Source organism: Streptomyces sp. NPDC055400 (assembly GCF_053644375.1).
In genome coordinates this window covers 566,553-583,125 of sequence record NZ_JBSHLM010000005.1, presented here as the reverse complement: position 1 = coordinate 583,125, position 16,573 = coordinate 566,553, and the positions used below count along the sequence as shown (strand labels likewise).

At 71.1% G+C, this 16,573-nt stretch carries 15 protein-coding genes and 2 pseudogenes; 7 read left to right on the top strand and 10 right to left on the bottom strand.

Annotated elements, in window-relative coordinates; genetic code table 11:
- Window positions 1-106: 106 nt before the first annotated feature.
- Window positions 107-874, top strand: a complete 768-nt coding sequence (locus tag ACWIGU_RS16825; protein WP_454401536.1) for a glucose 1-dehydrogenase — start codon at window positions 107-109, stop codon at window positions 872-874.
- Between the two features lie 24 nt (window positions 875-898).
- On the opposite strand, the gene ACWIGU_RS16820 is transcribed toward ACWIGU_RS16825, so the two are convergent.
- Both ACWIGU_RS16820 and ACWIGU_RS16815 read right to left on the bottom strand, forming a co-directional pair.
- Window positions 899-2,386 carry an arylsulfatase gene (locus ACWIGU_RS16820; RefSeq protein WP_454401534.1) on the bottom strand — a complete coding sequence of 496 codons (1,488 nt, stop codon included), beginning with the start codon at window positions 2,384-2,386 and terminating at the stop codon, window positions 899-901.
- Between the two features lie 157 nt (window positions 2,387-2,543).
- A complete protein-coding gene (locus tag ACWIGU_RS16815; protein ID WP_454401532.1) occupies window positions 2,544-3,530 on the bottom strand; it encodes an AraC-like ligand-binding domain-containing protein in 987 nt (328 codons plus the stop codon).
- 186 nt (window positions 3,531-3,716) lie between these two features.
- On the opposite strand from ACWIGU_RS16815, the gene ACWIGU_RS16810 reads away from it, so the two are divergent.
- The 6 genes from ACWIGU_RS16810 (at window position 3,717) to ACWIGU_RS16785 (ending at window position 8,732) form a co-directional block, all read left to right on the top strand.
- Entirely contained in the window at window positions 3,717-4,259 is a 543-nt protein-coding gene (locus ACWIGU_RS16810) for an FABP family protein (protein ID WP_454401530.1), read from the top strand.
- A gap of 123 nt (window positions 4,260-4,382) precedes the next feature.
- Entirely contained in the window at window positions 4,383-5,366 is a 984-nt protein-coding gene (gene sph / locus ACWIGU_RS16805; RefSeq protein ID WP_454401528.1) for a sphingomyelin phosphodiesterase, read from the top strand.
- A gap of 193 nt (window positions 5,367-5,559) precedes the next feature.
- Window positions 5,560-6,264, top strand: coding sequence for a CDGSH iron-sulfur domain-containing protein (locus tag ACWIGU_RS16800; protein WP_454401527.1), 705 nt, complete (start codon window positions 5,560-5,562; stop codon window positions 6,262-6,264).
- Between the two features lie 115 nt (window positions 6,265-6,379).
- Window positions 6,380-7,096: an ABC transporter permease gene (locus ACWIGU_RS16795; RefSeq protein WP_454401525.1), complete on the top strand. Its 717-nt coding sequence runs from the start codon at window positions 6,380-6,382 to the stop codon at window positions 7,094-7,096.
- Complete coding sequence (locus ACWIGU_RS16790) at window positions 7,093-7,764, top strand: ABC transporter permease (protein WP_454401523.1); 672 nt, start codon at window positions 7,093-7,095, stop codon at window positions 7,762-7,764. The genes ACWIGU_RS16795 and ACWIGU_RS16790 overlap by 4 nt, the downstream gene beginning before the upstream one ends.
- On the top strand, window positions 7,764-8,732 hold the full coding sequence (locus ACWIGU_RS16785; protein ID WP_454401521.1) for an ABC transporter substrate-binding protein: 969 nt from the start codon (window positions 7,764-7,766) through the stop codon (window positions 8,730-8,732). Before ACWIGU_RS16790 ends, ACWIGU_RS16785 begins: the two co-directional genes overlap by 1 nt.
- A 24-nt stretch (window positions 8,733-8,756) precedes the next feature.
- On the opposite strand, the gene ACWIGU_RS16780 is transcribed toward ACWIGU_RS16785, so the two are convergent.
- The 8 genes and pseudogenes from ACWIGU_RS16780 to rhaI form a co-directional block, all read right to left on the bottom strand.
- The gene (locus ACWIGU_RS16780) at window positions 8,757-9,923 is read right to left on the bottom strand and encodes an ABC transporter ATP-binding protein (RefSeq protein ID WP_454401519.1); all 1,167 of its coding nucleotides are present in this window, start codon (window positions 9,921-9,923) and stop codon (window positions 8,757-8,759) included.
- 22 nt (window positions 9,924-9,945) lie between these two features.
- Window positions 9,946-10,599 (bottom strand): LutC/YkgG family protein, encoded by a 654-nt coding sequence (locus tag ACWIGU_RS16775; RefSeq protein ID WP_454401517.1) that lies wholly within the window; start codon window positions 10,597-10,599, stop codon window positions 9,946-9,948.
- Complete coding sequence (locus ACWIGU_RS16770) at window positions 10,596-12,077, bottom strand: LutB/LldF family L-lactate oxidation iron-sulfur protein (protein WP_454401515.1); 1,482 nt, start codon at window positions 12,075-12,077, stop codon at window positions 10,596-10,598. Before ACWIGU_RS16770 ends, ACWIGU_RS16775 begins: the two co-directional genes overlap by 4 nt.
- Window positions 12,074-12,829: a (Fe-S)-binding protein gene (locus ACWIGU_RS16765; protein WP_454401513.1), complete on the bottom strand. Its 756-nt coding sequence runs from the start codon at window positions 12,827-12,829 to the stop codon at window positions 12,074-12,076. Before ACWIGU_RS16765 ends, ACWIGU_RS16770 begins: the two co-directional genes overlap by 4 nt.
- Window positions 12,830-12,903: 74 nt before the next feature.
- Window positions 12,904-14,394, bottom strand: coding sequence for a rhamnulokinase (locus tag ACWIGU_RS16760; protein ID WP_454401511.1), 1,491 nt, complete (start codon window positions 14,392-14,394; stop codon window positions 12,904-12,906).
- Window positions 14,391-14,849 (bottom strand): annotated as a pseudogene (locus ACWIGU_RS16755) (SDR family oxidoreductase); the annotation flags it as partial. The gene ACWIGU_RS16760 and the pseudogene ACWIGU_RS16755, both read right to left, overlap by 4 nt.
- A gap of 50 nt (window positions 14,850-14,899) precedes the next feature.
- Window positions 14,900-15,244 (bottom strand): annotated as a pseudogene (locus ACWIGU_RS16750) (bifunctional rhamnulose-1-phosphate aldolase/short-chain dehydrogenase); the annotation flags it as partial.
- Between the two features lie 5 nt (window positions 15,245-15,249).
- Window positions 15,250-16,449 carry an L-rhamnose isomerase gene (gene rhaI / locus ACWIGU_RS16745; protein ID WP_454401509.1) on the bottom strand — a complete coding sequence of 400 codons (1,200 nt, stop codon included), beginning with the start codon at window positions 16,447-16,449 and terminating at the stop codon, window positions 15,250-15,252.
- Window positions 16,450-16,573: the final 124 nt, after the last annotated feature.

Here is a 16,573-nt window from a genome sequence, read left to right as displayed (position 1 = left end):
CTCGGGCCCGGCCGGGGGGCGGGGCGATAGCAAGGTTCACTACTTAGCAGCTAGGCTGTCAAGGGCCGGGTGAGGGCCGGGCAAGCGGAGCGAACGAGGAGTGACGATGGGGCGGTTGGCGGACCGGGTGGTCTTGGTGACGGGCGGCGCCCGCGGCATCGGCCGGGCGGTCGTCGAGACGGCCGTGCGTGAGGACGCGGCCGTGGCGTTCTTCGACCTGGACGAGGAGTCCGGAGGGCAGCTGCGCGACGCACTCACCGGCAGGGGTGCCCGCGTCGCCTTCCGCCGGGTCGACGTCACGGACGGGCAGTCGGTCGGCGACGCCGTGGACGACGTGGCCGACGCGCTCGGACCGGTCGACATCCTGGTCAACAACGCCGGGCGCAACGTCTACGCCGACCCGGTCGCCATGACCGAGGCCGAATGGGACCAGGTCTTCGACGTAGACCTGAAGGCGGCCTTCCTCTGCGCGAAGCACACCCTGCCGTCGATGATCGAGCGCGGCAGCGGGGAGATCGTCAACATCGCGTCCCTGCACGCGAAGCTGACCTGCGCCGGCATGTTCCCGTACGCGGCGGCCAAGTCCGGTCTCGTCGGGCTGACCCGCTCGATGGCCCTGGAGGTCGCGCCGCACGGCGTACGGGTCAACGCGGTCAGCCCCGGCTACATCAGGACGGCACTGGTCGACGAGTACTTCGAGCAGCACCCGGACCGGGACGCCGAGCGCAAGGCGCTCGACGTCCATCCGTTGGGCCGGATCGGCACCTCCGAGGAGGTCGCCGAAGTGGTCTGCTTCCTCGCCTCCGACGCGGCGTCCTTCGTCACGGGCGCGGAGTGGGCCGTGGACGGCGGGCTCGGAGTGCGGTTCGCCTGATCTCCCGCACAAGAAGTCCCCCTGTCAGCCGGCCCCGGTCGCGGCGGCGATGCGCTCCCGGGTGTGCCGCAGCTCGGTGACCACCGGCCGGCCCGTGACCAGTTCCCCGCCGTCCACGAAACCCTCCTCGCGGTCGCGCAGCGCGTCGATCAGCCGCCCGCGCCAGCGCTCGAGCAGCGCCGCGTGCTCGGGCAGCCGCGCCAGGTTCACCAACTCCCTTGGATCCCCGGCGAGATCGAAGAGCTGCTCGTGCCCGTCGCCCGACATCCACAGATACTTGTGCCGCCCGTCGGTCACCCACTGCAGCGACTGCCCCAGATAGGTGTGCTCGCCGTGCAGGTACTCCCGCCAGTCGTCCGGGCGTTCACCGCGCAGGAACGGCAGCAGGCTGCGCCCGTCGACGCTGTCCGGCACCGGAAGTCCCGCCGCCTCGAGCAGCGTCGGCATCACGTCGCGCAGTTCCACGACCTCGTCGGCCACCGCGCCGGCCGCGTCGCCGCGCATCGACGGCGCGAGGTTCATCAGGAGCGGCACCCGTGCAGAGCCCTCGAAGCCCAGTGCCTTACGGAACATGTGGTGATCGCCCATCATCTCGCCGTGGTCCGACACGAAGCAGAACATCGTGTCGTCCCCGAGACCCGCCTCGACCAGCGCCTCGCGGAACCGCTTGATCTGCAGATCGATGTGCGCCATGTGCCCGTAGTAGCCCGCCCGCGCACGGTGGACCAGCCGCGGATCGATCACGCCGACGGCCGCCTCGTGATACCCGTCCTTGCGGTACGGCGCATAGTCGTCGACCCAGTCACCGACCACCGGTTCGTACGGGTCGAGCGCCATGTACTGGTCGAAGGCCCACTCGGGCGGGTCGTACGGATGGTGCGGCCGGTGGAACGACAGATAGAGGAAGAACGGCTTGGTGGGGTCGCGGCGCGGCAGCCACTCGATCGCCTCGGTCACCGCCCACGTCGTCGGATGGAGCGCCTCGGGCTTGTCCCAGGGGCGCGCGACAATGGAGTTGCAGCTGACGCCGTGGTCCGCGTGGTCGGCGGCCGGCGTCATCCCGGGCTGGCGGCGCAGCCAGGGCACGTAGTCGTCGAAGAACTCGAAGTTACGGCTGTGACGCCTGCGCGCGTAGTGCAGATAGCCGTCGTGCAGCCGTACGTCGTCGAAGCCCAGGCGCGCGCGCTCCGGGAAGACGTGCATCTTGCCGACGGCCTGCGTCTGGTAGCCGCCGCGCCGGAACTCGCCCGGCAGCGTCACCGGATGGACCTGCTCGAAGGGCACACCCTCGCGGTACCCGACCCGGCCGTGCCGCTCCTGCGACTGGCCGGTGAACAGGGCCACGCGGGCGGGGACACAGGTCGGCGTCGCGGAGTAGGCGCGGTCGAAACGCACGCCTTCGCCCGCGAGTTCGTCCAGGTGAGGGGTGTGGACGTCGGGGTGGCCCGCGGCGGAGAGGCAGTCGCCCCTCCACTGGTCCACACAGATCAGTACGACATTGGGCTGGCGCAAGACGGGCTCCGGGTCCGGGAATCCCGTCGGCCCCGGTCACCGCCGACGGGTGGGCGACGGTGACGATCATGCCTGGAGCGGGGCGGCCCGAACAGGGTGCGCGGGCGATTACGTCGAGCGCGCACAGTCGACTTGGCGACAAGGAGCCATGACGCGCTCAGCGGCGCGGCGACGTGTCCGCGGCGGCGGCCCGGCTCCGGTACTCCGTCGGCGTGATGTCGTACGCGGCGCGGAACGCGCGGCTGAAGTCGGCCGCGCGGGGGAAGCCCCAGCGGACCGCCACGGCGTGGACCGGGCAGGAGCGCAGCGCCGGATCGACGAGGTCGCGACGGGCCGCCTCCAGGCGCCGGCGGCGGATCCAGGCGGCGACCGTGGCCTCCTCGTTCTCGAACAGCCGGTGCAGATAGCTGGTGGAGATGTGGTGCGCGGCAGCGACGCCCGCGGGGGTGAGCTGCGGGTCGTGCAGGTGCTCCTGGACGAACTTCTTGATCCGCAGCAGGAGGGCGCGCCGGTGCGTGTCCGGGGGGAGGCTGTTCTCGGCTTCCAGGGCGTGGGCGAACAGCGCGGTGACCAGATCGGTCACGACACCTCCCAGCCGGGGCGCGTCGGCGGGGCGGTAGCAGGCGGTGTCGGCGATCAGCTGGGACAGGAACTGCGCGAGCAGCGCACCGATCCCCGTCCCGGCCGGCACCCGCTTCGGGACCGAGCGGCAGTCCGCCCCGCGGGGCAGCGGCACCAGCGCCTTGGGCAGTTCGAGGCCCACGGCCGTCACCGGGTCCTTGCCGGTGCGGATCTCCCACGGCACCGACGAGTCGTTGATGTGCAGGTCGGACGGCCGGTACACGGCCTCCTCGCGGTCCCAGCTGCCGGTCCCCGTCCCGCCGAGCAGCAGTGAGAGGTGGTACAGCTCCGGGTCGGAGCGGCGGATGAGCTTCGGCGTGCGCCGGATGACGAGCTGCTGGAACGTGGCCGGCCACACGGACACGGAACCCAGGTCGATGACCCGCTGGACGGCCCGGAAGTCATGGGCGTGCTCGCTGGTCATCCGCACCGGCGCGTGGGTCTGCCCGACCCGCTCCGCCCAGTACGCCAGCCGGTCCGCCGCCGGCACGTCCGCACTCCGGAACTCCGTTTCGTTGAGCACGCGTTCATCTCCCCGTTCTGCGCCCGTAAGAAGATCAAACACGTCGACGATAAACGTCCGATGGACGGATCCGGGCGCCACCTGGGGCGAGACAGATGTGCGTGCCAGGCCCCGCGAACCCGGCCTGATCCGCCGGACGCCTCTAGGCTTCACGAGGCAGAGAACACGACCTCAGGAGCGCGCACCGTGTACGACCCCGCATCCGCCCTTCCGTACCCCGACAGCACCAGCCCGGACGAGGCTCCCGCCCCGCACCCGCAGCTGGCGCCCGTGCTGGGCCTTCTGGGCATCTGGCGCGGACGCGGACAGGGCGGATATCCCACGATCGAGGAGGACTTCACGTACGCGCAGGAGATCACCTTCAGCCATGACGGCCGGCCGTTCCTCCGTTTCGAGGCCCGGGCCTGGCTGCTTGACGCCGACGGTGCGCCGCTGCGGCCGTCGGCCCGGGAGAGCGGCTGGTGGCGGCTCCAGCCCGAGGGCCGGGTGGAGGCGCTGATCACGCAGCCGACCGGCATCGCGGAGATCGCCGTCGGTACCGCGGACGGCAACACGGTCGACCTCTCCACCGACCAGGTGGCGCTCACGCCCACCGCCAAGGAGGTCAAGGCCACGCGCCGCCGCTACGCGCTGACCGACGATGGCACGCTCACGTTCACCCACGACCTGGAGGCCGTCGGGATGCCGCTCCAGCACCACCTGTCGGCACGGCTGCGGCGCGTGGGCTAGCCCACGGGGGTAAAGGGATTGGCAGAAAGTGGCCACCCGGTGGTTACCCAGAAGTAACTGTGGCTGCTTTGATGTGGCGTGCTCACGTCCCTCACAGCTCCCCCACACGAAACGGGAGGCCACGTGTCCCGCGTTGCCCGCCGCACGACCGGTTCCGCCCTCGCCGTCACCCTCGCCGCCGCCTCCGTGGTCCTGACCGCCCCGCAGGCGTCGGCGGCGACATCGGCCGATACGCCGAAGCTCAAGGTCCTGACGTACAACACGTTCCTGATGAGCACGAACCTCTACCCCAACTGGGGTCAGGCGCACCGGGCGGCGGCCATCCCGGCCGCGCCGTTCTTCCAGGGCAACGACGTCGTCGTGCTCCAGGAGGCGTTCGACAACACGACGTCCGACGCGCTGAAGAGCAACGCGGCGGCGCAGTACCCGTACCAGACCCCCGTCGTCGGGCGGTCCAAGGAGGGCTGGGACGCCACCGGCGGCTCGTACTCGTCGACGACGCCCGAGGACGGCGGCGTGACGCTGCTCAGCAAGTGGCCGATCGTGCACAAGGAGCAGTACGTCTACAAGGACGCGTGCGGCTCCGACTGGTGGTCCAACAAGGGCTTCGTCTACGCCGTCCTCGACGTGAACGGCGCGAAGGTGCACGTGGTCGGGACGCACACCCAGTCCACGGACTCCGGGTGCGGGGCCGGTGAGGCGGTCAAGGACCGCAGCCTCCAGTTCAAGGCCATCAAGTCCTTCCTGGACGCCAAGCACATCCCGGCCGGCGAGCAGGTCATGGTGGCGGGCGACCTGAACGTCGACTCGCACGGCGGGGAGTACGCCTCCATGCTCGCCGACGGCGGCTTGGTCGGGGCCGACTCGCGGACCGGGCATCCGTACTCGTTCGACACCGAGACCAACTCGATCGCGAGCTACCGCTACCCGGGCGAGCCCAAGGAGGACCTGGACTACGTCCTGCACGTCCAGGGTCACGCGCGGCCGGCGGGGTGGGTCAACAACGTGGTCAAGGAGACCACCGAGCCCTGGACCGTGAGCAGTTGGGGCACGAGCTACACGTACGACAACCTGTCGGACCACTACCCGCTCCAGGCCGGACGCTGAGCGACCCGCGCCCGGCGCCGGGCCATGGAGGTCCGGCGCCGGGCAGCGGTCGCGCGGGTCTGAGGAGGGCGGGCCGCTCGTAGTCCTCGGGCAGCGCGGGCCCCCGGCGCGGGCCCTCTCCTGTGGCGCCCCGCGACCCCCTCCGCAAGGCTGGAGCAGGGGGCCTCCGCACGCAGCATCAGGAAGGGCCCACATGCCGGACGCGCAGGACCCCGCCCCGCACTCCGCCCCGGCGCAAGGGGTACGCGTGTCGGAGAACGGGCCGTACCTCGTCACCGGCGGCGTCCCTCTCATCCAGCTGGTCATCGTCACCGACGCGCGGGGCCAGTCCGTCGAGTGGTGGCAGCAGCGCACGTACGAGACCGAGGAGACGTACGCGCTGTGCCGCTGCGGGCAGTCCGCGAACAAGCCGTTCTGCGACCGCAGCCATGAGCGGGCCGGGTTCGACGGCACCGAGACCGCGAGCCGGCTGCCCTATCTGGAGCAGGCCGACGAGCAGGTCGGACCCGAGCTCACCCTCACCGACGCCCAGCCCCTGTGCGCCTTCGCGCGGTTCTGCGACGCGGACGGCCAGGTGTGGAACCTCGTCGAGGAGGAGGGCAGCGCCGACGTGGTGGAACGCGAGACGGGCGACTGTCCCTCAGGGCGCCTCGTCGCCTGGAACCTCGCCGAGCGCCGCGCGGTCGAGCCCGGACTCCCGCCGTCCATCGGGATCATCGAGGACCCCCAGGAAGGCGTCAGCGGAGGAATCTGGGTGCGCGGGCGCATCCCGGTGACCGGCGCCGACGGCGCGCCGTACGAGGTCCGCAACCGCGTGACCCTGTGCCGCTGCGGCGCCTCGCGCAACAAGCCGTTCTGCGACGGCACCCACGCGTCGATCGGCTTCAAGGACACCTGACCGGGGCGCACTCCGTTTCGAGGGCGCCCGACCGCGCCGTCTCCAGGACCAGAGGCCGTACGCCGTACGGGTCATCCAGCGCGCCGTCGTCCGCCCCTGCCACTGGAATGGACGAGTGCCCCCATGGAGCGGACCCCTCACCGAGAGCCCCGGCAGCGCGCCGCCCGACGACTGTCTGGCGCGCAACGACTGGATCTGCGGCGAGTACCTGAGCACCCGCCGCCACATCCTCCTCGACGCGGTCGTCCAGCACCTCCAGCTCACCGCGCTCGCCGTCCTGATCGCACTGGTGCTCGCCGTGCCGCTGGCCGTCGTCGCGCGCCGCTGGTCCCTCGCGGCAGGCCCCGTCCTCGGGCTGACGACGATCCTCTACACGATCCCGTCGCTCGCGATGTTCTCGCTGCTGCTGCCGGCGTACGGCCTGTCCGCGTCCCTCGTCGTCGCGGGCCTCGTCCTGTACTCGCTCACGCTCCTCGTACGCAACATCCTCGCGGGCCTGCGCGCGGTCCCCGAAGAAACCCGGCAGGCCGCGCGCGGCATGGGATACGGGCCGGTCAGGCTGCTGCTGACCGTGGAGCTGCCGCTCGCCCTGCCCGCCGCGATGGCGGGCCTGCGCATCGCCATGGTCTCCGCCGTCTCCCTCGTCACGGTGGGCGCCATCGTCGGCTACGGCGGCCTCGGCAATCTCATCTACGCGGGCATGAACACGTTCTTCAAGGCCCAGGTCCTCACCGCGTCCGTGCTGTGCGTCGTCATCGCGGTCGCCGCCGACCTGCTGCTGCTCGGGGTGCAGCGGATCCTCACTCCCTGGACGAGAGCGAGCCACGCGTGAAGACCCTCACCGACGCCTGGGACTGGCTCGCCGACGCCTCGCACTGGTCCGGCGACGACGGCATCTGGCACCGGCTCGCCCAGCACCTCGCCCTGACCGTCGTCTGCCTCGTCATCAGCTGCCTGATCGCCCTGCCCGTCGCCCTCGTCCTCGGCCACCTCGGCAAGGGCGGCGCGCTCGCCGTGAACATCTCCAATGTCGGCCGCGCCGTCCCCACCTTCGCGGTCCTCGTCCTGCTCCTGCTCACTCCGCTCGGCAAGTACGGCGAGGGACCCACCGTCGTCGCCCTGGTGCTCTTCGCGGTCCCGCCGCTGCTCACGAACGCCTACGTCGGGATGCGCGGCGTCGACCGTGACATCGTCCGGGCCGCCCGCGGCATGGGGATGACGGGACGGCAGATGCTGTTCCAGGTGGAGGCGCCCCTCGCCCTGCCGATGATCATGAACGGGGTGCGGATCGCCGCCGTGCAGCTCGTCGCCACCGCGACGATCGCGGCCCTCGCGGGCGGCGGCGGCCTGGGCCGCATCATCACCGCCGGGTTCAATCTGGCGAGCACCCCGCAGGTCGTGGCGGGCGCCGTCCTCGTCGCCGTCTTCGCGCTGCTCGTCGAGGGGGTCTTCGAGCTCGCCGAACGGTTCGCGCCCGCCCTCGCCCGGGGGAGGGCCTGATGAGGGCCTTACGGCGACGGGCCGCAGCAACAGCCGTACTCCTCCCGCTCCTCCCTCTGTTTCTGGTCGGCGCGTGCTCCGGCGGCCCCTCCCTGGAGAACCAGGGCGCGGTCACCGCCCCGCCCGGCGACAGCAAGCACCTCACCATCGGCACGGCCGGCTTCACCGAGAGCGACGTGCTCGCCCAGATGTACGCCCTGCTCCTGAAGCAGGCCGGATACAGCACCAAGATCCTGTCCGTCGCCAACCGCGAACTGTACGAACCCGCCCTGGAATCCGGCCAGATCGACGTCGTGCCCGAGTACGCGGCGACCTTCGCCGACTGGCTCAACGCCAAGACGAACGGCGCCAAGGCCCCGCCCGTCGGGTCGCCCGACCTCGACGCCACCATGAAGGCGCTGCGCGGCCTCGCCGCCCCGCGCGGGCTCACCGTCCTCGACCCGGGCAGGGCAGTCGACCAGAACGCCTTCGCCGTGACCACCGCCTTCGCGAAGCAGCACCGCCTCAGGACGCTCAGCGACCTCGGCGCGTCCGGCCTGAAGGTACGGCTCGCGGCGGGCGACGAGTGCGTCCAACGGCCGTACTGCGAGCCGGGCCTGAAGAAGACGTACGGCATCGACGTCACCGGCGTCGACCCCAAAGGCGTCGGCACCACCCAGTCGAAGAAGGCGGTCCAGGCCGGCAAGGACCAGATGGTGCTCACCACGACGACCGACGCGACCCTGTCCGACTTCGGCCTCGTGCTGCTCGCCGATGACAAGCATCTGCAGAACGCCGACTACATCGTGCCGGTCGTCAACCGGTCGCGGGCGGGCAGCGAGCGCGTCGCCGAGGTCCTCGGCGCGCTGAACTCCGTACTGACCACACAGGACCTGGCCGCCATGAACCAGCAGGTGGACAGCTGGCGCAGGCTTCCGCAGGACGTGGCGCGCTCGTACCTGGAGTCGAAGGGTCTGCTCAAGACCTGAGCTCCTGTCAGGCGAGTGCGCCGCTCACGCGTCGGCGACCGATTCGAATTCCACCTCGTCCCGCGCCACGCCCTGCGCGTCCGCGTCCACCGAGCGGCGCAGCGCCTCATGGAGTTTCGCCGGAGTCAGCACGCCGAGGAAGCGGGCGCCGTCGAGGACCGCGACCCAGCCCGCGTCGTGCTGGAGCATCACGCCGAACGCCTGCTTGAGCGGGGCGCCGACAGGGACCCAGGCGTTCATGCGGTGGGCCAGGTCGCCGACCAGCCGCCCGTCCCCGCACGCGAGCGACACCTCGTCGATGCCCACCCAGCCGTGCAGATCGCCGTCCGCGTCCAGGACGACGGCCCAGCGCGCGTCCTCGTCACGCAGCCGGGCGGCGGCGTCGCGGGCGGGTTCTCCGACGCGGGCCACCGCTGGCTGGTCCAGGTCGTCCGGCTCGATCTCGGTCACGGAGAGCCGCTTCAGACCACGGTCGGCGCCGACGAACTCGGCGACATAAGGGGTCGCGGGCGTGCCGAGCACCGCGCCCGGAGTGTCGAACTGCTCGATACGGCCCTGCCCGTACACGGCGATCCGGTCGCCGAGCCTGACGGCCTCCTCGATGTCGTGCGTGACCAGGAGAACCGTCTTGCGCACGGCGGCCTGCATCCGCAGGAACTCGTCCTGCAACTGCTCGCGGACCACCGGGTCGACCGCGCCGAACGGCTCGTCCATCAGGAGCACCGGCGGGTCGGCGGCGAGCGCGCGGGCCACGCCGACGCGCTGGCGCTGGCCGCCCGACAGCTGTTCCGGGTAACGGGAGCCGTACAGCTTCGGGTCGAGTCCGACCAGGTCGAGCAGCTCGGCGGCCCGGGCGCGCGCCTCGGACTTCCTCCAGCCGATCAGCGCGGGCACGGTCGCCGTGTTGTCGAGGATCGTGCGGTGCGGGAAGAGGCCGACCTGCTGGATGACGTATCCGATGCGGCGGCGCAGCTTGACCGGGTCGACCTTGGAGATGTCCTCGCCGTCGACGAAGATCCGGCCGGATGTGGGCTCGATGAGCCGGTTGACCATCATCATCGTGGTGGTCTTCCCGCAGCCCGACGGGCCGACGAGGGTGACCAGTTCGCCCTCGCCGACCTCGAAGGACAGGTCGTCCACGGCCATGGTGCCGTCCGCGTACCGCTTGGTGACTCGGTCGAACCGGATCATTCCCTCACGCTAGCCGCGTCCGTCACTCCCCGCTCACCAGCACCACCTCCAGGGTGCGCGGGCCGTGCACGCCCTCGACCCGGTCGAGTTCGATGTCGCTCGTGGCGGAGGGACCGGAGATCCACGTCAGGGGACGCGTCGGGTCGAGCCGCTCCAGGGCCTGCGGAACTGAGGAGACGACCTGGTCCGGGACGCGGACGACGCAGATGTGGTGATCGGGGATCAGCGTGATGCGCCTGCGGCCCTGGTCGGGCGAGCCGTCGAGCACGATCGTCCCGGTCTCGGCGATGGCGACCGCGCAGCCGGTGACGACGGCCCCGGACCGATCAAGGTCCGCCGCGGTGCTGACCGCGCGGTCGTGGATACGCGGCGGGTCGGCGGCCGACATCCACTCGGGCGGCAGCCCCGGCGGTACCAGCACGGTGTCCGGCCACCGCTCGCTGAGCAACCGCATGATCAGATCGGGCAGCTCCTCAGGGTCCGTGCGGTGCACGATCGCCCGGTAGTCCGCCAGGTTCTCCGCGAGCAGGTCGACGGTCTCCTCGGTGGTCCGGGCACCGTGCTCGCGCCGGTACTCCCGGTCCACGGCCGTCTCGTACGACTCCAGCGCATCGCCCCGGGGCGCATCCCCCAGCGCGCGCCGCACCCGGCCCAGGATGGTGTCCCTGCTGCTCACTTGCCGCTCTCCTTCTTGCCGTGCGTGCGCTGCCACCAGTCCCTGAACGGCTCCGCCGGCACCGGCGGCAGATCCCGCGTGGCACTCCAGGCCCGGCCGGGACCGGGGAGCGTACGGGGATGGAACCGGCGCGTGCGCGAGGCCACGCGCTGGCCCGCGCGCAGCGCCCCGGGGTGGGTGAACGCCCAGCCGGCCGCGCGCATGGCCGCCCGCTCAGCCGCGTGCCCCTTCGCCGGCTTCAGGACCACCCTGTTGCCGTGCCGGGTGGCCGGCCCGCCCTGCACGATCCGCTCGCGCAGGTGGACGAGGACTTCGGGGATGTCGATGGCGACGGGGCAGACCTCGTAGCAGGCGCCGCAGAGCGACGAAGCGTAGGGGAGGGATGCGTCGATCTCGCTTGCTGTGCCGCGGAGTTGGGGGCTGAGGATGGCGCCGATGGGGCCGGGGTAGACGGAGCCGTATGCGTGGCCGCCGGCCCGTTCGTAGACGGGGCATACGTTGAGGCAGGCGGAGCAGCGGATGCAGCGCAGGGCCTGGCGGCCGATGTCGTCGGCGAGGGTGTCGGTGCGGCCGTTGTCGAGGAGGACGAGGTGGAAGGCCTGGGGGCCGTCTGTGTCAGTGGTGCCGGTCCAGGTCGACGTGTAGGGGTTCATGCGCTCGGCCGTGGAGGAGCGGGGGAGGGTCTGGAGGAAGACTTCGAGGTCGCGCCAGGTGGGGACGATCTTCTCGATGCCGACGACGGAGATGAGTGTTTCGGGGAGGGTGAGGCACATGCGGCCGTTGCCCTCGGACTCGACGACGACGAGGGTGCCGGTCTCGGCGACCATGAAGTTCGCCCCGGAGATGCCGACTTTGGCGCGCAGGAACTTCTCGCGCAGGTGGAGGCGGGCGGCCTCGGCGAGTTCGGCGGGGGTGTCGGTGAGACCTTCGGGGGCCGGACGCCCCCAGTTGCCCATTTCCTTGGTGAAGATGTCGCGGATCTCGCCGCGGTTGCGGTGGATGGCGGGGACGAGGATGTGGGAGGGGCGGTCGTGGCCGAGTTGCACGATGAGTTCGGCGAGGTCGGTTTCGTAGGCGGCGATCCCGGCTGCTTCGAGTGCTTCGTTGAGCCCGATTTCCTGGGTGGCCATGGACTTGACCTTGACGACCTCGGACTCGCCGGTCTCCTTGACCAGGCGGGTCACGATCCGGTTGGCCTCGTCGGCGTCGGCGGCCCAGTGGACGATGCCGCCTGCCGCGGTGACCGACTCCTCCAGCTGGACGAGGTAGGTGTCGAGGTGGCGGAGGGTGTGGTCCTTGATCTGTTTGCCGGCCTCGCGCAGGAGGGCCCAGTCGTCGAGTTCGGCGACGGCTTTGGCCCGCTTGTCGCGGATGGTGTGGGTGGCGTGCCGGAGGTTGGCGCGCAGGGTGGTGTTCCCGACGGCCTCGTGGGCGGCCTTCGGGAAGGCGGGCATGCCGACGAAGGTGCTGCCGCTCATGACAGGGGCTCCTCTTCCGTGCTCGCCAGGATCTCCGCGATGTGGACGGGGCGCATCGCGGTGTGCAGGCGGGACATCGTGCCGCCGAGGTGCATCAGGCAGGAGTTGTCCGCCGCGCACAGGACGTCGGCGCCGGACGACGCGGCGTTGCGGACCTTGTCCTCGCCCATCGCCGCCGAGACATCGGAGTTCTTCACCGCGAACGTGCCGCCGAACCCGCAGCACTCCTGCGCATCCGGCAGCTCCTTGAGGTCAAGTCCCTTGACGGCCTTGAGCAGTTGGTAGGGCCGGTCGCCGAGCCCGAGGGAGCGCAGGCCGTGGCACGTCGGGTGGTACGTCACCGTGTGCGGGTAGTACGCGCCCACGTCCGTCACCCCGAGCACGTCCACCAGGAACTCGGTCAGCTCGTACGTCTTCGGCACGACCGGCGCCAGAGTCGCCGCGAGCTCGTCGCCGCGGCCCTCCGCGCGGGCCCGCTCGCCCATGCGCGGGTACAGCTCGCGCACCATCGCCCCACATGACCCCGATGGCGTCACGATCGCGTCGTATTCACCGAATACATCGGAGAACTTCCGGGCGAGAGGCTCCGCCTCATGGCGATAGCCGGTGTTGTAGTGCGCCTGCCCGCAACAGGTCTGTCCCATCGGGAAGTCGATGTCGACGCCCAGTCTGGTCAGCAGTTTCACCACCGCGCGCCCGGTGTCCGGATAGAGCGTGTCGTTGACACACGTCAGGAACAGTGCGACGCGCATCGCGGCCCCTTCGTATCGATCATCGGATGGGTGCAGGGTACGCGGCCGGCAGCCCGGAGGGGAGACACCTGGCGTCACCGTTCGGCGAGGCGTCGCTCGGCGGCCCGCCACGCGGTGTGGTTCCCCCGCGGCTCGTACCGGGTCAGGGACTGGGTGCGGGCGAGAAGTTCGCGTATCGCCGCCCGGTCGCCGACGAGGCCGTGGGCGCGCGCCTGCACGAGTACGTTGCCCAGGGCCGCCGCCTCGGTCGGGCCCGCCACGACCGGGAGACCGCACGCGTCGGCGGTCAGCTGGCACAGCAGTGCGTTACGGGCGCCGCCGCCCACGATGTGCACGACGTCGACCGGGTGATCGGCCAGGCGTGCCGCGTCGGCTGTCGCCCGCCGGTGCGCGAGCGCCAGGGAGTCGAGGATGCACCGGGTCGTCTCGGCCCGGGTGCGCGGCACGGGTTGGCCCGTGGTCCGGCAGGCCTCCGCGATGCGCTCGGGCATCCGGCCCGGGGCGAGGAACACGGCGTCACCCGCGTCCACCACCGACCGCAGCGGCGCAGCGTCCCCCGCTTCCCGCAGCAGCGCTCCCAGTTCGGGATCTCCCCAGGCGCGCAGGCACTCCTGGAGCAGCCACAGGCCCATGATGTTGCGCAGATAGCGGACCGTGCCGTCCAGGCCCAGCTCGTTCGTGAAGTTCGCGGCGCGGCCGGCCTCGCTCAGAACAGGGGCGTCGAGTTCGAGACCGGCCAGCGACCAGGTGCCGGTGCAGATGTAGGCGAACCGCTCGCCGGGTGCGGCCGGGACGGCGGCCACCGCGGAGGCCGTGTCGTGCGAGCCGACGGCCGTCACGGGAACCGGACCCGTCAGCCCCGTCTCCTCCAGGACCTCCGGCAGCAGCCGCCCCGCCGGGTCCCCGGGCCGCCGCAGCGGCGCGAACAGCCCGAGATCGACCCCGACGCGCTCGGCGACCGAGGACGCCCACTCACCGGTGCGCGGGTCGATCAGCTGGGTCGTCGAGGCGTTGGTCACCTCCGTGCCCTGTTCGCCGGTCAGCCAGTACGAGATCAGATCGGGGATCAGCAGCAGACGGCGGGCAGCGGCCAGTTGAGCGGAGCCCTGGGCCGCGACGAGCTGGTAGAGCGTGTTGAACGGCGCGTACTGCAGCCCCGTCGCCGCGTACAGCTCCGCCGCCGGCACGCTCGCCCATACCTTCTCCGCCATGCCTTGGGTGCGCCCGTCGCGATAATGCACGGGCTGGCCGAGCAGCGCGCCCTCCGCGTCGAGGAGGCCGTAGTCCACGGCCCAGCTGTCGATACCGACGGACGCGAGCCGGCCGCCCGCAGTCGCCCCCGCGGCCCGCAGCCCGTCAAGCACGCCCGTGTACAGGCCGAGCATGTCCCAGCGCAGCCCCTCCGGAAGCCGCACCGGACGGTTGGGGAATCGGTGGGCTTCCACCAGGCGGAGGCTGCCGGGTCCGACCCGGCCGACCATGACGCGCCCGCTGGAGGCACCCAGATCGACCGCGGCGAACGCGCCCTCGCGCGCTCCCGCTGGACCCCGCGCCACGGAGCTCATCGCAGGAAGGCCGCGGCGACGCCGGCGTCCACGGGTATGTGCAGCCCCGTCGTGTGCGTGAGGTCCCCGACCGTCAGGGCGAACACCGCGTTGGCGACATGCTCGGGCAGTACCTCGCGCTTGAGGAGGGTGCGCTGCGCGTAGAACTCGCCGAGCTTGTCCTCCTCGATCCCGTACGTCGCCGCGCGCTGCGCCCCCCAGCCGCCCGCGAAGATCCCGGAACCGCGCACCACACCGTCCGGATTCACGCCGTTGACCCGGATGCCGTACTCACCCAACTCGGCGGCCAGGAGCCGGACTTGATGTGCCTGATCGGCCTTGGTCGCGGAATACGCGACGTTGTTCGGGCCCGCGAACACCGCGTTCTTCGAGGCGATGTACACGATGTCGCCGCCCAGCCCCTGCGCCCGCATGACACGGGCGGCCTCGCGCGAGACGAGGAAGGAGCCGCGAGCGCGATCCCGGAGTCGGGGTGCAGATGGTCCACGTGCGCCGCGTCCACCAGGCCGTGCATCGCGGCGTCGATGGACGGCGCGGCGCCGCCCCGGCCGTGCAGGCAGTAGTCGAACGCGGCGACCGTCTCGTCCTCGCGCTCCACCCCCGGATACACACCCTCCAGCGCGCGCAGCCGGTCCAGACGCAGGACCGCGAGCCCCTCGCCCGTGAGCGTCCCCAGGTCACCGCCCGAGCCCTTGACCCACATCAGCTCGACGTCACCGCCGGTCACCGGGTCGGTCGACGTACCCTTCGCCGAGGTGTTGCCCCCCGCACAGTTCGTATTGCGCGGATCCGCGCCCAACCGGTGCGAACGCTCAAGGAGTTCGCTCACGCATGCCAGCTGCTCCGCCATGTCGCTCATGCCCCCCATCCGGCCTGTACACCTCCGATGCGGTCCTTCACGATCCGCTCCTGCCATCCTGACCGCCGGTAGGCCCCCATGGGATCCGGGTCGAGCCCCAGCTCTTCCCTGACCTCCTCCAGTAGGGGACGCACGTCCGTGTTGTACGCGTCCATCAGCAGCCCGTTGGCCGCCAGCACGTCGCCCTGCCGCTGCGCCGCCGCGAGCGCCTCGGCGTCGACGAGCAGCGCCTTGGCCGTCGCCTCCTGGACGTTCATCACCGAGCGGATGATCGCGGGGATCTTGGCCTCGATGTTGTGGCACTGGTCGAGCATGAACGCGATCCCGGAGTCGGCCTCCAGGCCGTCGCCCCGCCGCACCTCGTACAGGATCCGGAACAGCTGGAAGGGGTCCGCCGCTCCGACCATCAGGTCGTCGTCCGCGTAGAAGCGCGAGTTGAAGTCGAACGCGCCGAGGCGGCCCTCCCGCAGCAGGAACGCGACGATGAACTCGATGTTGGTGCCCGGCGCGTGATGCCCGGTGTCCACACACACCCGCGCCTTCTCGCCGAGCTTGAGGCAGTGCGCGTACGACATGCCCCAGTCCGGCACGTCGGTGGCGTAGAAGGCGGGCTCGAAGAGCTTGTACTCGAGCACCATGCGCTGGTCGTCGCCCAGCCGCTCGTACACGGTGCGCAGCGCCTCTTCGAGCCGGCCCTGGCGGTCCCGGAGGTCGTCCTGGCCGGGGTAGTTGGTGCCGTCGGAGAACCACAGCTTCAGATCGCGCGAGCCGGTGGCGTCCATGATGTCGACGCACTCCAGGAGGTGGCCGACGGCCTTGCGGCGCACCGCGGGGTCCGGGTTGGTGACGCTGCCCAGCTTGTAGTCGTCGTCCTGGAAGACATTGGAGTTGACCGCGCCCAGCTTCACGCCGCGCTCCTCCGCGTACGCGGCGAGCTTCGCGTATCCCTCGTGTCCGCCCTCGACCCGGTCCCACGGTATGTGCAGCGCCACGGTCGGCGCTGCCCCCGTGAACGCGTGGACCTGCGCGGCGTCGTCGAGCTTCTCCCGCGGGGTGCGGGGAACGCCGGCCTGAGCGAACACCTTGAAGCGTGTGCCCGAGTTTCCGTAAGCCCAGGACGGTGTCTCGATCGACTGGCGCTTGAGGACGGCCTTGGCGGCCGCCGTCCGCACCTCGTGTGCTGTGGACCCGGTCATGTCTCTCCTGTGAACGAACGATCGTTGTGAAACGATTCAAAGCCTGACGCTAAAAGGGCCGTGCGGGGCGTGTCAACGGCCCTGCACGGCCTTGTCGGTGACTGTGCCCGCGGCCCGATCCCCT

What these genes read in the sequence shown, in the direction of transcription:
- ACWIGU_RS16825 (WP_454401536.1), top strand. Translation starts at nt 107, where the DNA reads ATGGGGCGGTTGGCGGACCGGGTGGTCTTGGTGACGGGCGGCGCCCGC.
- ACWIGU_RS16800 (WP_454401527.1), top strand. Translation starts at nt 5,560, where the DNA reads ATGCCGGACGCGCAGGACCCCGCCCCGCACTCCGCCCCGGCGCAAGGG.
- ACWIGU_RS16785 (WP_454401521.1), top strand. Translation starts at nt 7,764, where the DNA reads ATGAGGGCCTTACGGCGACGGGCCGCAGCAACAGCCGTACTCCTCCCG.
- ACWIGU_RS16780 (WP_454401519.1), bottom strand. Translation starts at nt 9,923, where the DNA reads ATGATCCGGTTCGACCGAGTCACCAAGCGGTACGCGGACGGCACCATG.
- ACWIGU_RS16770 (WP_454401515.1), bottom strand. Translation starts at nt 12,077, where the DNA reads ATGAGCGGCAGCACCTTCGTCGGCATGCCCGCCTTCCCGAAGGCCGCC.
- ACWIGU_RS16765 (WP_454401513.1), bottom strand. Translation starts at nt 12,829, where the DNA reads ATGCGCGTCGCACTGTTCCTGACGTGTGTCAACGACACGCTCTATCCG.
- ACWIGU_RS16760 (WP_454401511.1), bottom strand. Translation starts at nt 14,394, where the DNA reads ATGAGCTCCGTGGCGCGGGGTCCAGCGGGAGCGCGCGAGGGCGCGTTC.
- rhaI (WP_454401509.1), bottom strand. Translation starts at nt 16,449, where the DNA reads ATGACCGGGTCCACAGCACACGAGGTGCGGACGGCGGCCGCCAAGGCC.